The 12,940-nt window shown below is 67.3% G+C and carries 11 protein-coding genes and 1 riboswitch; of the genes, 5 read left to right on the plus strand and 6 right to left on the minus strand.

The genetic code is table 11. From position 1 onward, the window contains the following. Positions 1-56 precede the first annotated feature (56 nt). Complete coding sequence (locus AC07UW_RS15185; RefSeq protein WP_495212338.1) at positions 57-953, minus strand: siderophore-interacting protein; 897 nt, start codon at positions 951-953, stop codon at positions 57-59. Between the two features lie 141 nt (positions 954-1,094). After that, positions 1,095-2,321 carry a multidrug effflux MFS transporter gene (locus AC07UW_RS15190; protein WP_088100553.1) on the minus strand — a complete coding sequence of 409 codons (1,227 nt, stop codon included), beginning with the start codon at positions 2,319-2,321 and terminating at the stop codon, positions 1,095-1,097. A 299-nt stretch (positions 2,322-2,620) separates the two neighbouring features. Then, positions 2,621-2,723, plus strand: a riboswitch (glycine riboswitch). Positions 2,724-2,784: 61 nt separating this feature from the next. On the opposite strand from AC07UW_RS15190, the gene gcvP reads away from it, so the two are divergent. Continuing rightward, positions 2,785-5,652 carry an aminomethyl-transferring glycine dehydrogenase gene (gcvP, locus tag AC07UW_RS15195; protein ID WP_495212339.1) on the plus strand — a complete coding sequence of 956 codons (2,868 nt, stop codon included), beginning with the start codon at positions 2,785-2,787 and terminating at the stop codon, positions 5,650-5,652. An 89-nt stretch (positions 5,653-5,741) separates the two neighbouring features. Here the strand turns inward: gcvP and AC07UW_RS15200 are convergent, their stop codons facing one another. From AC07UW_RS15200 to AC07UW_RS15210, 3 genes are all read right to left on the minus strand, one after another. Then, positions 5,742-6,152, minus strand: a complete 411-nt coding sequence (locus tag AC07UW_RS15200; protein WP_025877065.1) for a VOC family protein — start codon at positions 6,150-6,152, stop codon at positions 5,742-5,744. Positions 6,153-6,255: 103 nt separating this feature from the next. After that, a complete protein-coding gene (locus tag AC07UW_RS15205; RefSeq protein WP_032951979.1) occupies positions 6,256-7,626 on the minus strand; it encodes an amino acid permease in 1,371 nt (456 codons plus the stop codon). An 81-nt stretch (positions 7,627-7,707) separates the two neighbouring features. Then, the gene (locus AC07UW_RS15210) at positions 7,708-8,430 is read right to left on the minus strand and encodes an AraC family transcriptional regulator (RefSeq protein WP_025877061.1); all 723 of its coding nucleotides are present in this window, start codon (positions 8,428-8,430) and stop codon (positions 7,708-7,710) included. Positions 8,431-8,548: 118 nt separating this feature from the next. Here AC07UW_RS15210 and AC07UW_RS15215 point away from each other — a divergent pair, with 118 nt between their 5' ends. Both AC07UW_RS15215 and AC07UW_RS15220 read left to right on the plus strand, forming a co-directional pair. Then, positions 8,549-10,645 (plus strand): catalase, encoded by a 2,097-nt coding sequence (locus AC07UW_RS15215; protein ID WP_495212340.1) that lies wholly within the window; start codon positions 8,549-8,551, stop codon positions 10,643-10,645. 21 nt (positions 10,646-10,666) lie between these two features. Continuing rightward, a complete protein-coding gene (locus AC07UW_RS15220; protein WP_495212341.1) occupies positions 10,667-11,155 on the plus strand; it encodes a hypothetical protein in 489 nt (162 codons plus the stop codon). Here the strand turns inward: AC07UW_RS15220 and AC07UW_RS15225 are convergent. Continuing rightward, entirely contained in the window at positions 11,152-11,886 is a 735-nt protein-coding gene (locus AC07UW_RS15225; RefSeq protein ID WP_495212342.1) for an alpha/beta fold hydrolase, read from the minus strand. The genes AC07UW_RS15220 and AC07UW_RS15225 overlap by 4 nt on opposite strands. 151 nt (positions 11,887-12,037) lie before the next feature. Here AC07UW_RS15225 and AC07UW_RS15230 point away from each other — a divergent pair, with 151 nt between their 5' ends. Together AC07UW_RS15230 and AC07UW_RS15235 are read left to right on the plus strand one after the other, a co-directional pair. Further along, positions 12,038-12,577 carry a hypothetical protein gene (locus AC07UW_RS15230; protein ID WP_495212343.1) on the plus strand — a complete coding sequence of 180 codons (540 nt, stop codon included), beginning with the start codon at positions 12,038-12,040 and terminating at the stop codon, positions 12,575-12,577. 14 nt (positions 12,578-12,591) lie between these two features. Beyond that, positions 12,592-12,882, plus strand: a complete 291-nt coding sequence (locus AC07UW_RS15235; protein WP_495212344.1) for a hypothetical protein — start codon at positions 12,592-12,594, stop codon at positions 12,880-12,882. Positions 12,883-12,940 lie beyond the last annotated feature (58 nt).

Consider the following 12,940-nt stretch of genomic DNA (forward strand, 5'->3'; position numbering starts at 1 on the left):
GGCGCAAGGATAACCCACACCCCCTGCATGCCGGTTCACGCCGGTGCGGTAGCGGCTCAGTCCAGTACCCGCCCCTGCCGCCAGTACCCCATGAAGGTGATCGCGCGGCGATCCAGGCCGCAGTCCTTCAGCAGATACCGGCGGATCGCCATCACCGCGCCGGCCTCGCCCGCTACCCAGGCATACAGCGCGCCGTCCGCGCTGGCGTCAGCCTGCTCCCACAGGATCTGCGCATCAACGTCGATGTCGTCCAGCTCGGCAGCCTCGGCAACGGTCGCGGGCGCCGCCAGCCGCGCCTGCACCGCCTGCAGCAACCGCTGCCCATGGGCCTGCTGCCCGCGTGGCAACCACACCAGTTCGGCCGTGGCCGGGGCCTTCAATGGCACCGCATCACCGGCCTGGGCGATCTCCAGCAGGGCCAGCGTGCGCGGCGGATCGGTCAGCCCGGCCAGTTCCTCGAGGATGCCGGCCACCGCCGGCAATGCGGTCTCATCGGCCACCAGCAGCACCTGGCCTACCCCGGCTGGCGGCTTCCATTCCCAGCCCTCGCTGCTGTCCGCACAGTCGGCATCGGGGGCCAGCAGCACCACGCGGTCGCCCGGCCGTGCATGCGTGGCCCAGCGCGAGGCCGGTCCGGTCTCGCCATGCAGCACGAAGTCGACGTCGACCTCGCACTCGCCGGCACGCAGTTGGCGGAGGGTAAAGGTGCGCATCGGCGGCCGCGCCTCATCGGGCAGTGCCCGGTAACGGACATACCAGTCTTCGCCGCTGGGCACGTCCGGCGCGTCCTGGCCGGGCAAGGGGAAAAACACCTTGATACGCTGGTCCGGGCCTTCGGTCTTCATGCGCGCCACGTCGGCGCCGGTGAACACCATGCGGTCCAGGGAAGGAGAAAGAACGCGGCGCTCCTTCAGCGCCACCTCGAACAGGCGGTAGGTCTGCTGCGCAGCCATGCGGGTACCTCATGCGACGACATCGGAATGGCTGGCTGTCGTGCACCCACGAACCGGCTCGCTGGAAACCCCAGCCTACTCCCTGCCCGCAGCGCCACAACGGATCCGCGCGTGATGACGCGCCCTACCCCTGCGCGACGCTCAATGCGCCGTGCCGGCTGCCTCTGATGCGCGCTCGCGCTGGTGCTCCCAGTACCAGAACACGAAGCCAGCCGCGAAGAAGCCCGCCTGTCCCAGTGCCAGGTGCAGCGGGTTGTTGTGCAGCAGCGGCGATACCACGCCAGCCACCACGGTGCTGATCATCAGCTGCACGAACGCCTGCAGCGACGACGCCAGGCCGCGCTGCAGCGGATACATGTCCAGCACCGCCAGCGCCAGGATCGGGAAGATCAGCGCCATGCCCATGCCGCCAAGGAAGATCGGCATCACCGCCCACGGCAGCGCGAACTGCGGCGCCAGGGTGACGTAGCCGATGTTCAGCACGGCAGAGACCGCACACAGGGTGAAACCGAGCGCGACCTGCCGGGTCGGTGTGCTGTGCCCGGCCATGCGCCCGGACAGGAACGAACCGGTGGTCATGCCGCCGATGGTGGGAATGAACAACCACGCAAAGCCACCTTCACCCAGATGCAGGTGCTGCATCACGATGGCCGGCGCCGAGGAGATGTACAGGAAGATGCCGCCGAACCCGATGCTGCCGGCCAGGGCCAGGCGCAGGAACCGCGGATTGAAGCCGATCCGCACGTAATCGCGCAGCAACGTGCGTGGCGACAGGGCGATCCGCGCCTCCACCGGATGGGTTTCCGGCAGGAAGCGCGCGGTGGCCGCCAGCAGCACCAGCGCGAATACCACCAGGAACCAGAAGATCAGCGGCCAGCCGGCACCGCTGAGCAGGATCCAGCCACCGATGATCGGCGCGATGGCCGGGGCGATACCGAACAGCATCGACACCTGGCTCATCAGCCGCTGCGCGTCGTGGCCGTGGTACAGATCGCGGATCACCGCGCGGCCGACGATCATGCCCACGCCGGCGGACAGGCCCTGCAGTGCGCGGAACGCCAGCAGCGTGGTCAGGTCGGTAGACAATGCACAGCCCACCGAGGCGCCGACGAAGATCACCAGGCCGCCGAGGATCACCCGCTTGCGCCCCCACGCATCGGACAGCGGGCCATGGGCCAGGCTCATCAGGCCGTAGAACAGCAGGTAGACGCTGATGGTCTGCTGCACCGCCACCTCGTCCACCGCCAGGCGCTGGGCCAGCTGCGGAAACGCGGGAAAGATGGTGTCGATCGAGAACGGACCGAACATGGCCAGGCCAGCGAGCAACAGGGCCATGCGGCGGGTGGAAGGAGCAACGGCGGCGGTCATCGGGCAAGCGTCCGGCAGGGCCATGCGTGACACGCACGGCGGGCGCCGATCCCCTGCAGCAGGGACGGCGCCAGATGAATACGAGAATCCCACCATCATAGGTGGGGAATGCGCGCGATGCCATGCACGGATGCACAGAACGCACGCCCGGGCCATCGGCCATTCAGCCCTGTGAGGCCAGCCCGGGCCACCGTCAGGCGCCGGCAACGAGCTATAATCGGCGGGCAACACGGTGGGAGAAGCAGGTCACCGCTGCCGAAGGCGCAACGCCCGTAATCGCTCAGGCCCGATACCACCCGTAACAGAACTCTGGAGAGACCGGTTCGATCCGGCGCCGAAGGGGCACGAAGCTGCGGTTTTCCGCGCTTTTAAACTCTCAGGCAAAAGGACAGAGGGGCGCCCGCAGACCGCCGACCGGCGGCTTGTGCCCGTGCGTGTGCCCTTTCCTGACGGATCCTTCGCCATGTCCCAGAACACCCCTTCCCTGCGTGAGCTCGAGCACCATTCGGCGTTCGTCGAGCGCCACATCGGCCCCAACGATGCCGAGATCGCGCAGATGCTCGGCGTCATCGGCCACGCCTCGCTGGATGCGATGACCGATGCCATCGTGCCGGCCAAGATCAAGTCGCCGGCACCGCTGGCGCTGCCGGAGTCGATCACCGAAGTGCAGGCGCTGGCGAAGATCCGCGCGATCGCCGACAAGAACACCGTGCTGCGCAGCTTCATCGGCCAGGGCTACTACGGTACCCACACGCCGAACGTTATCCTGCGCAACATCCTGGAAAACCCGGCCTGGTACACCGCCTACACCCCGTACCAAGCGGAAATCTCGCAGGGCCGCATGGAAGCGCTGATCAACTTCCAGACCCTGTGCGCCGACCTGACCGGCATGGAAATCGCCAACGCCTCGCTGCTGGACGAAGCCACGGCCGCCGCTGAAGCGATGACCCTGGCCAAGCGCTCGGCCAAGTCGAAGTCGGACACCTTCTTCGTGCACGACGCCGTGCACCCGCAGACGCTGGAACTGCTGCGCACCCGCGCCGAGCCCATGGGCATCGTGCTGCGCGTGGGCACCCCGGCCGAAGCGCTGGAAGCAGAAGCCTTCGGCCTGCTGCTGCAGTACCCGGACACCTTCGGCCAGGTGGGCGACTACAAGGCACTGGTCGATGCCGTGCACGCGCGCGGCGGCCTGGTGGCCGTGGCCACCGACCTGCTGGCACTGACCCTGCTGGCTGCCCCGGGCGAATGGGGTGCGGACATCGTGGTCGGCAACAGCCAGCGTTTCGGCGTACCCTTCGGCTTCGGTGGCCCGCATGCTGCGTTCATGGCCTGCCGTGACGCCTACAAGCGTTCGATGCCGGGCCGCCTGATCGGCGTCTCGATCGACGCACAGGGCAACCCGGCCTACCGCCTGACCCTGCAGACCCGCGAACAGCACATCCGCCGCGAGAAGGCCACCTCCAACATCTGCACCGCACAGGTGCTGCTGGCGGTGATGGCCTCGATGTATGCCGTCTACCACGGTCCGGAAGGCCTGACCCGCATCGCCCGCCGCACCCATCGCCTGGCCGCCATCCTGGCCAGCGCGCTGCGCACTGCCGGTGTGCAGGTCGGTGCCGACTTCTTCGACACGCTGCACGTCACCGGTGTCGACGCCGACGCGATCCATGCCAAGGCCCGTGCCGCCGGCTACAACCTGCGTGCGATCGACAGCAGTTCGGTCGGCATCAGCCTGGACGAGACCGCCACCCGCGCCGACATCGTCGCCGTAGGCGCGCTGTTCGGTGCCACCGTTGATGTGGACGCGCTCGATGCCAGCACCCCCGATGCGCTGCCGGCCGGCCTGCTGCGCCAGTCCGCGTTCCTGACCCACCCGGTGTTCAACACCCACCACAGCGAGCACGAACTGCTGCGCTACCTGCGTTCGCTGGCCGACAAGGACCTGGCGATGGACCGCACGATGATCCCGCTGGGCTCGTGCACCATGAAGCTCAACGCCACCGCCGAAATGATCCCGGTGACCTGGCCGGAGTTCTCGCAGATCCACCCGCTGGTGCCGGCCGAGCAGGCGCTGGGCTACAAGGAACTGATCGATTCGCTGGAAGCGATGCTGGTCGAGTGCACCGGCTACGACGCCGTCAGCCTGCAGCCGAACTCCGGTGCGCAGGGCGAATACGCCGGCCTGCTGGCGATCCGCGCCTACCACCGCTCGCGTGGCGAAGACCACCGTGACATCTGCCTGATCCCGGATTCGGCGCATGGCACCAACCCGGCCTCGGCGCAGATGTGCGGCATGAAGGTCGTGGTCACCAAGACCGATGCCAACGGCAACGTCGACGTCGAAGACATCCGCCTCAACGCCGAGAAGTACAGCGACCGCCTGGCCGCGATCATGATGACCTACCCGTCCACGCACGGCGTGTTCGAGGAAGAGGTGGTGGAGATCTGCGAGATCATCCACAAGCATGGCGGCCAGGTGTACACCGACGGTGCCAACATGAACGCCCTGGTCGGCGTGGCCAAGCCGGGCAAGTGGGGTTCGGACGTTTCGCACCTGAACCTGCACAAGACCTTCTGCATCCCGCACGGCGGCGGCGGCCCGGGCGTTGGCCCGTGTGCGGTCAAGTCGCACCTTGCCCCGTTCCTGCCGGGCAAGCTGGGCGACAACGGTCCGGTCGGCATGGTCAGCGCCGCCAGCTTCGGCAGCGCCTCGATCCTGCCGATCAGCTGGATGTACATCGCGATGATGGGCACCGAAGGCCTGCGCAAGGCCACCCAGGTCGCCCAGCTCAACGCCAACTACATCGCCAAGCGCCTGGCCCCGCACTTCAAGACCCTGTACACCGGTCGCAACGGCCTGGTCGCGCACGAGTGCATCCTGGACGTGCGTCCGCTGGAGAAGACCAGCGGCATCGGTGCCGAAGACGTGGCCAAGCGCCTGATCGACTTCGGCTTCCATGCCCCGACCCTGAGCTTCCCGGTGGCCGGCACGCTGATGGTCGAACCGACCGAAAGCGAATCGCTGCACGAGCTGGACCGCTTCATCGACGCGATGATCCAGATCCGCGAAGAGATCACCGCGATCGAAGACGGCCGCCTGGACCGCGAGGACAACCCGCTGAAGAACGCCCCGCACACGGCCACGGCCGTGACCGCCAGCGAGTGGACCCACGCCTACCCGCGCGAGCTGGCCGCCTTCCCGCTGCCGAGCCTGAAGCTGCAGAAGTACTGGCCGCCGGTAGCCCGCGTCGACAACGTGTACGGCGACAAGAACGTGATGTGTGCCTGCATCCCGGTCGATGCCTACAAGGATGACGAAGTCGAGGCGTAAGCCATCGCGGCATCGGTAAGAGAACGGCCCGCGCAAGCGGGCCGTTCTCGTTTTCCAGTAGATCCACGCCATGCGTGGATGCTTTGCCGTCATGGGTCGGGCATCTGCCCCAGGCTCAACTGCCACGACACGCCGAAGCGGTCCTGCACCCAGCCGTAGCGGCTGCTGAAATCCTGCTCGCCCACCGGCATCAGCCAGTGCCCGCCGTCACCCAGCACGCGCGCGGCACGCTCGAACGATTCGGCGCCGGAACACTCGACGAACAGCGACATCGAGGGCGTGAACGTGAAGTCGTGCACATCCAGGCTGTCAAAGCACAGGTAGTGGGTGCCGCCGAGCAGGAAAATGGCCTGGCGGACCTGCCCGGGCACGCCCGCGCCTGCCCCGTCCGGGTGGCGCTGCAGGGCCAGCAGGCGGAATTCGGCGAAGGCTTCGGCGTACAGGGCCAGCGCCGCTTCGGCCTGGCCGGTGAACATCAGGAAGGGACGGCTGCGCAGCATGCGGTGCTCCCGTTCGTCGGGCCGGTGATGGCCCACCCGATCAGGATGGCACGGCGGATGTGCAGCCTCCGTGGTAGTGCCGGCCGCTGGCCGGCAACGCCGATCAGGCCTCGCGCATGCGCCGGGCGATGGCGCTGCTGGCCGCGATGGTCGCCGTCAGCGCCACCATCGACAGGAACTGCAGGCGCGTATGCGCTTCACTGAGCAGCAGGCCGAAGATCAGCGCCAGGATCGCCAGCGCACAGACGGTCAGCCACGGGAAGCCCGCCATGCGGAACGGCAGGCGCGTGCCCAGGCGGTCGGCGCGACGGCGCAGCACCAGCTGCGAGACCAGCGACAACGTCCACACCAACAGGCAGGTGGAGCCGACGATGTTCAGCAGCACCGGCAACACCTTGTCCGGGAACAGCAGTTCCATGATGGTGGCAGCAAAGCCGAACAGGACGCTGGCCAGCACCGCGATCACCGGCACCTGGCGCGGATCGGTCCAGCCCAGCACGGCCGGTGCTTCGCGGCGTTGCGCCAGCGAATACATCATGCGCGAGGCGCCGTAGAGGTTGGCATTGAGCGCTGACAGCAGAGCGATCACCGCGATCAGAGTGATGGCGGTGGCCGCACCCGGAATATTGGCGACATCGAGAACCGCGGCAAACGGCGACTTCAGCGCTTCGCTGGTCCACGGCACCACGGCGATGATCACGCTCAGCGAACCGATGTAGAACACCAGGATGCGCCAGGCCACGGTGCGGATGGCACGGGCGATGCTGCGCTCGGGGTCTTCGGTCTCCGCCGCAGCGACGGCCACGATTTCGGTGCCACCGAAGGCGAACACCACCACCAGCAGCGCCGCGCCGATGCCGGCCAGGCCCTTCGGTGCGAAGCCACCGTGCTCGGTGAAGTTGCTCAGGCCAGGCGAGGCCACCTGCGGCAGCCAGCCCATCAGCAGCGCCACGCCCACGGCGATGAAGGCCAGGATCGCCGCCACCTTGAGGATGGCGAACCAGAATTCGAACTCGCCGAAGTTCTTCACCCCGAGCAGGTTGATCGCGGTGAAGAACAGCATGAAGGCCAATGCCGCCATCGGTACCGGCACCACCGGCCAGACCGTGGCCAGCAACCCGGCCGCACCCACCGCCTCGGCGGCGATCACGATGACCAGCTGTACCCACCACAGCCAGCCCACGGTGGCACCGGCGGTGGCGCCCATGGCATCGGCCGCATACACCGAGAACGCACCGCTGGTCGGCTTGGCCGCGGCCATTTCACCCAGCGCGTTCATCACGATGATCACCAGCGCACCGGCCACCAGGTAGGACACCAGCACCGCCGGACCGGCCGCCTGCACGCCCACGCCGGAGCCGAGGAACAGGCCGGCGCCGATGGCGCTGCCCAGCCCCATCATGATCAGCTGGCGTGGCTTGAGCGAATGGCCGAGGCGGGAGGGCGAAGCGGTCGTATCGGGGGTGGCGGGCATCGGCAGGGCTGGCGGCGGCTACAAGGGCGACACCTTACCGTGTCCAGCCGCCGCGGGGATAGGCACAGCGCAGCAGGAAACTCAGGCCGGTACCGGCTCGCCGACATTGCCGCCGATACGGGCGCGGTAGGCGCGCGGGGAGAAACCGGTTTCAGCCTTGAACTTGCGGGTGAACGCGCTCTGGTCGCTGAAACCGCAGGCCTGGCCGATGCAGGCAATGCTCTCGTTGCCATGCAGCAGGTGCATGGCCATCTGGATCCGCAGCCGGGTCAGCACCTGCTGCGGCGTCATCTGGAACACCTTGCGGAAGCTGCGCTCCAGCTTGGACAACGAGAATCCGGTGATGTCCAGCAGCGTCTGCATCCGCACGTTCTCGGCGTAGTGCGTATTGAGGTGGGCCAAGGCCAGACGAAGCTGCTCGTACTGGGTCCCCAGGCTGTCCTTCTGGCCGAGGTCGCGGGAAATGCCGATCAGCCCCTCGACCTGCCCGTCCACCAGCAGCGGACGCTTGCAGGTCAGGCACCAGCCCGGTTCGCGGTTGGCGAACAGGTGCAGCTCCATCAGGTTCTCGATCACCTCGCCGGACAGCACGCGTGCATCCTGGTCGACATAGTCCGCACTCAGGCCGGTGGGATAGATCTCGGCCGCGGTGCGTCCGATCACGTCCTTGCGCGCACGCAGGCCCAGCCGTCGCAGCATGGTCTGGTTGACGTAGGTGTAGCGGCCCTGGCGGTCCTTCATGAAGAACAGCACGTCCGGAATGGCGTCGAACAGGGCTTCGATGTCGGCGGGTTCGACTCGCATGCGGCAAGCATACCCGAGCCGCCGATTTGTCTGCGCGTTCACTCCCGCGGGACCGTGCATTAACGCCGGCGGCGCCACTGTCTGGGGTCTGCCCCCTACCCGCTCCAGGAGATCCTCCATGGCCGCCAGCAAGCCGACCGGCAAGCGCGCTCCCGCCACCACCTCCGCCGACCGTGACAGCCGCGGCCAGGGCGATGAACTGCATCAGCTCGCAGGAGGCGCCCATCCGGTACTGACCAGCAACCAGGGCATTCCGGTTGCCGACAACCAGAACTCCCTGCGCCAGGGACCGCGGGGACCCACCCTGCTGGAAGACTTCCTGCTGCGCGAGAAGATCACCCACTTCGACCACGAGCGTATTCCCGAGCGCATCGTCCACGCGCGCGGTTCGGCTGCCCACGGCTTCTTCGAACTGACCCGCTCGCTGGGCAAGGTGACCCGGGCGAAGATCCTCACCGAGGTCGGGGTGAAGACGCCGGTGTTCACCCGCTTCTCCACGGTCGCCGGCGGTGCCGGCTCGGTCGACACCCCGCGCGACGTGCGCGGCTTCGCGGTGAAGTTCTACACCAGGGAAGGCAACTGGGACCTGGTCGGCAACAACATTCCGGTGTTCTTCATCCAGGACGCGATCAAGTTCCCCGACCTGATCCATGCGGTGAAGATGGAACCGGACCGCGCCTTCCCGCAGGCGGCCAGCGCACACGACACGTTCTGGGATTTCGTCTCGCTGATGCCCGAATCGATGCACATGATCATGTGGGCGATGAGCGACCGCACGATTCCGCGCTCGCTGCGCACCATCGAAGGCTTCGGCATCCACAGCTTCCGCCTGCTGGATGAGGAAGGGAACTCCACCTTCGTCAAGTTCCATTGGCGGCCGAAGCTGGGGCTGCAGTCCACCGTCTGGGACGAGGCGCTGAAGCTGCAGGCCGCCGACAACGACTTCCACCGCCGCGACCTGTTCGAGGCGATCCAGCGCGGCGACTTCCCCGAGTGGGAGCTGGCCGTGCAGCTGTTCACCGAAGAACAGGCCGATGGCTTCCCGTTCGACCACCTGGACCCGACCAAGATCATCCCCGAGTCGCTGGTGCCGCTGCAGGTGATCGGACGCATGGTGCTGGACCGCTGGCCGGACAATTTCTTCGCCGAGACCGAGCAGGTCGCCTTCTGCCCGGCCAACGTGCCGCCGGGCATCGATTTCAGCAACGACCCGCTGCTGCAGGGGCGGCTGTTCTCCTATCTGGATACCCAGCTGATCCGCCTGGGCGGACCGAACTTCAACCAGATTCCGATCAACGCACCGAAGTGCCCGTTCGCCAACCACCAGCGCGATGGCCACATGCAGATGCAGGTGCCGAAGGGGCGCGTGGCCTACGACCCCAGCTCGCTGCAGGAAGACAGCCCGCGCGAGACGCCCACCGGTTTCCGCAGCCACGCCAGCGCCGATGATGGGCGCAAGGGCCGCACCCGCGCGGAGAGCTTTGCCGACCACTACAGCCAGGCGCGGATGTTCTTCCGCAGCCTGGAAAAACCGGAACAGGCGCACCTGGCCTCGGCGCTGGTGTTCGAGCTATCGAAGGTGGAAACCGAGAAGGTGCGCGTGCGCACCGTCAGCCATCTGCGCAACATCGACGAAGGCCTGGCCAAGCGCGTGGCCGACGGGCTGGCACTGGGCACCCTGCCCGCCCCGGCACCGACGGCAACCCCTGCACAGGACCTGCCCGCCGCACCCGAGGTCCGCGTGATCGGCCGCAACAAGCCCCTGCTGCAGGGGCGCTGCATCGGCATCCTGTTCGACGAGGGCTCCGATGCACGGGTGATCGCCACTCTGCGCAAGTCCGCCGAAAAGGCCGGCGCCAGCGTCAAGCTGGTCGCGCCGAAAATTGGCGGTGCCACGCTCAGCGACGGCAAAACGCAGGCCGCCGATGGACAGCTGGCCGGTACCCCGTCGGTGGTGTTCGACGCAGTGGCGGTCGTGCTGAGTGCCGACGCCGGCAAGGCCTTGGCCAAGGAAGCGGCAGCCGTGGGCTTTGTCAGCGATGCCTGGGCGCACCTGAAAGCCATCGCCAGTGACGAAGGCGCACAGGCCCTGTTGAAGGCAGCGCGCGTCGGCAACGATGCCGGCACCGTGGAGGCCGAGGACAGCAAGGCCTTCCTCACCGCTGCCGCCACCCGCCAGTGGGCACGCGAGCCGAAGCTGCGCCTGCTGGCCTGACCATCCGACAGGAGAATCCCCATGCCCCGTGGTGACAAATCCGCCTATACCGACAAGCAGAAGCGCCAGGCCGAGCATATCGAAGAGAGTGAGCGCGAACGCGGTGCCAGTGAAGGCACCGCCGAGCGCATCGCCTGGGCCACCGTGAACAAGCAGGATGGTGGTGGCAAGCGCAGCGGCAGCGCGCGCAAGGCAACGAAGAAGGTGGCCAGAAAGACAACGGCGAAGAAGGCCTCCGCAAGCAAGGCGCCGGCGAAGAAGGTGGCGAAGAAGACCGCTGCGAAAAAGACGCCTGCGAAGAAGGCCGCCACCAGGAAGACTGCTGCAAAGAAAGTGGTGAAGAAGGCCCCTGCGAAGGTTCCTGCAAAGAAGGCGGCCGCCGGGAAGGCAACGCAGAAGAGCGCCTCACGCAGCACCGCAGCGAAGAAGGGCGCGAAGACCCGTGCAGCAAAAAAGGCGGTACGCAAGACCGCAGCGAAGAAGGCCGCACGCACCCGCGCCGGCAGTTAGCCGGTAGCGGGCAGCGCCCTCACCCAACCGGCCACCACCGCGGCGGCCGGTTCGGCACAGGCCTGCAGCAGCAGATGCGGCCCGTCCAGGGCCACGTGCCGCGCGTCTGGCAGCAGGGTCTGCAGCTCGGCTACGCTCGGCGGCCACAGCAGCCGGTCATGACCCGACTGCAGGCACAGCGTCGGCACCCCGATCTGCGGCAGCAATGCGCGTACGTCCACCCGCAGGGTCGCTGCGGCGCGCTGCCGCAACGTGGTCGCTGGAACCTGAGCCAACGCAGCGCGCAGCGTCGACATGTGTTCACCGGTGCGCCACCGCCCCAGTAGCAGGCGCGCCAGCATCGCCACGGGAGGCAGCGGCCAGGCCGGTGACAGCAGTGCCGCGCCGGCTGCCGGCAATGGCACGGGCCGGCGCGCAAAGGTCGCGGCCAGCACCAGTCCGCGCAGCGCTGCGGGCTGGCGCGCTACCAGCTCGACTGCCAACGGCCCCGAGAAGGACTCGGCAAGCAGGATGAAGGGGTGGCGGGGCAGCTGCGGCCACAGCCATCTGGCAAGCGTGGCGTAATCCTGCCCGCCCTGCGCAGGCAGCGCGATCGCCTGCGTCGTCAGCCCATGAGCCTGCAGTGCGGACAGCAACGGGGTCGACATGCTGCCGGTGCCATCCAGGCCTGGCAGCATCAGTACGTGCAGCGGCGCGGCCGACGCGGCATCACAGCCCTGTTTTTTCCTCACGTCCCGTTCCCATGCCAGCTCCTTTGCGGGCAAGCATCGCCCGGATCGGCAGGCGAAGGAACCTCTTCCTGGCTCTCCCTCTGCTGTGCCGGCCAAGGTTGCGCGATACTGCCGGCTCCGCCGCAGGATGCGGCTACCAAGGAGAGCGTTGATGCGAGGGACCTACGCACTGGCCATGATGGCCCTGATGCTGCCACTGACCTCCTTTGCCAGCGATGGCTGGATAAATGGCGACGGCAAGGCGGTGCCACAGACCGATGCCATGAAATCCAGCGATGGCTTTGCGGCATCCCTGCTGGTCACCTCCGACGCCGACTGGCGGGCCAAGTGGGAAACTCCACCGGAGAGCACTCCCAGCTTTACCGAGGCCAGCGAAGTCCACCTGGGCGGAGAATTGTTCCTGCTGACATTCCTGTCCAACCCGCAACTGGATGAGAACCGCGTACCCAAGGTGCACTGCGATCTGCGCATGCTTCGCCCGGACGGCAGTACCAGTGTCGACGAACGCGATGTTCCCTGCTTCACTGCCGCCCTGCCCGGCCCGCCAACCCTGCTGTACATGACCAGTGTGCAGCTGAAGTTCGTCGCCGAGGCAGGTGACCCGAAGGGCACGTGGACCGCGCAGGTGGTGGTCAGGGATCTGTTGCGGAATGTAAGCCTGCCCCTGCAGGCCCGCTTCGACGTCCGTTGACAGGAGGCCTGCAGATGAAGATGCGACGACTGCTGAGCTGGACAGGTCTTGCGCTGTGCGTGGTCTACCTGCTGTTGACCGCGTGGCTGGTCCACGGCGCGCAGACAGACGCCGACCCGAAGGGTACCTACATCCTGATGGCAATCCCCATCACCCTGCAGTCCGCCGCGCTTGATGCCATCGGCGCAGGCAGCCTGTTGTACGGCAAGCCCTGGTCGACCGCGTATGCGGTGCTGGTTCCGCCAACCCTGCTGTTGCTGTACGCGGCCGGTTGGTTGATCGAACGCTCGGCACGCGGGCGCTAGCGGCCCTCAACCGTTGCGTGCATCGACGCCCCGCATGCGGGTCATCGCATGCAGGGCG

This window comes from Stenotrophomonas sp. GW821-FHT02D01 (assembly GCF_059421765.1).

Coding starts and splice junctions, on each gene's coding strand:
- AC07UW_RS15205 (WP_032951979.1), bottom strand. CDS start 7,626: ATGCCCGCCACCCCCGATACGACCGCTTCGCCCTCCCGCCTCGGCCAT.
- AC07UW_RS15200 (WP_025877065.1), bottom strand. CDS start 6,152: ATGCTGCGCAGCCGTCCCTTCCTGATGTTCACCGGCCAGGCCGAAGCG.
- AC07UW_RS15230 (WP_495212343.1), top strand. CDS start 12,038: ATGCGAGGGACCTACGCACTGGCCATGATGGCCCTGATGCTGCCACTG.
- AC07UW_RS15215 (WP_495212340.1), top strand. CDS start 8,549: ATGGCCGCCAGCAAGCCGACCGGCAAGCGCGCTCCCGCCACCACCTCC.
- AC07UW_RS15190 (WP_088100553.1), bottom strand. CDS start 2,321: ATGACCGCCGCCGTTGCTCCTTCCACCCGCCGCATGGCCCTGTTGCTC.
- AC07UW_RS15220 (WP_495212341.1), top strand. CDS start 10,667: ATGCCCCGTGGTGACAAATCCGCCTATACCGACAAGCAGAAGCGCCAG.
- AC07UW_RS15235 (WP_495212344.1), top strand. CDS start 12,592: ATGAAGATGCGACGACTGCTGAGCTGGACAGGTCTTGCGCTGTGCGTG.
- gcvP (WP_495212339.1), top strand. CDS start 2,785: ATGTCCCAGAACACCCCTTCCCTGCGTGAGCTCGAGCACCATTCGGCG.
- AC07UW_RS15210 (WP_025877061.1), bottom strand. CDS start 8,430: ATGCGAGTCGAACCCGCCGACATCGAAGCCCTGTTCGACGCCATTCCG.
- AC07UW_RS15185 (WP_495212338.1), bottom strand. CDS start 953: ATGGCTGCGCAGCAGACCTACCGCCTGTTCGAGGTGGCGCTGAAGGAG.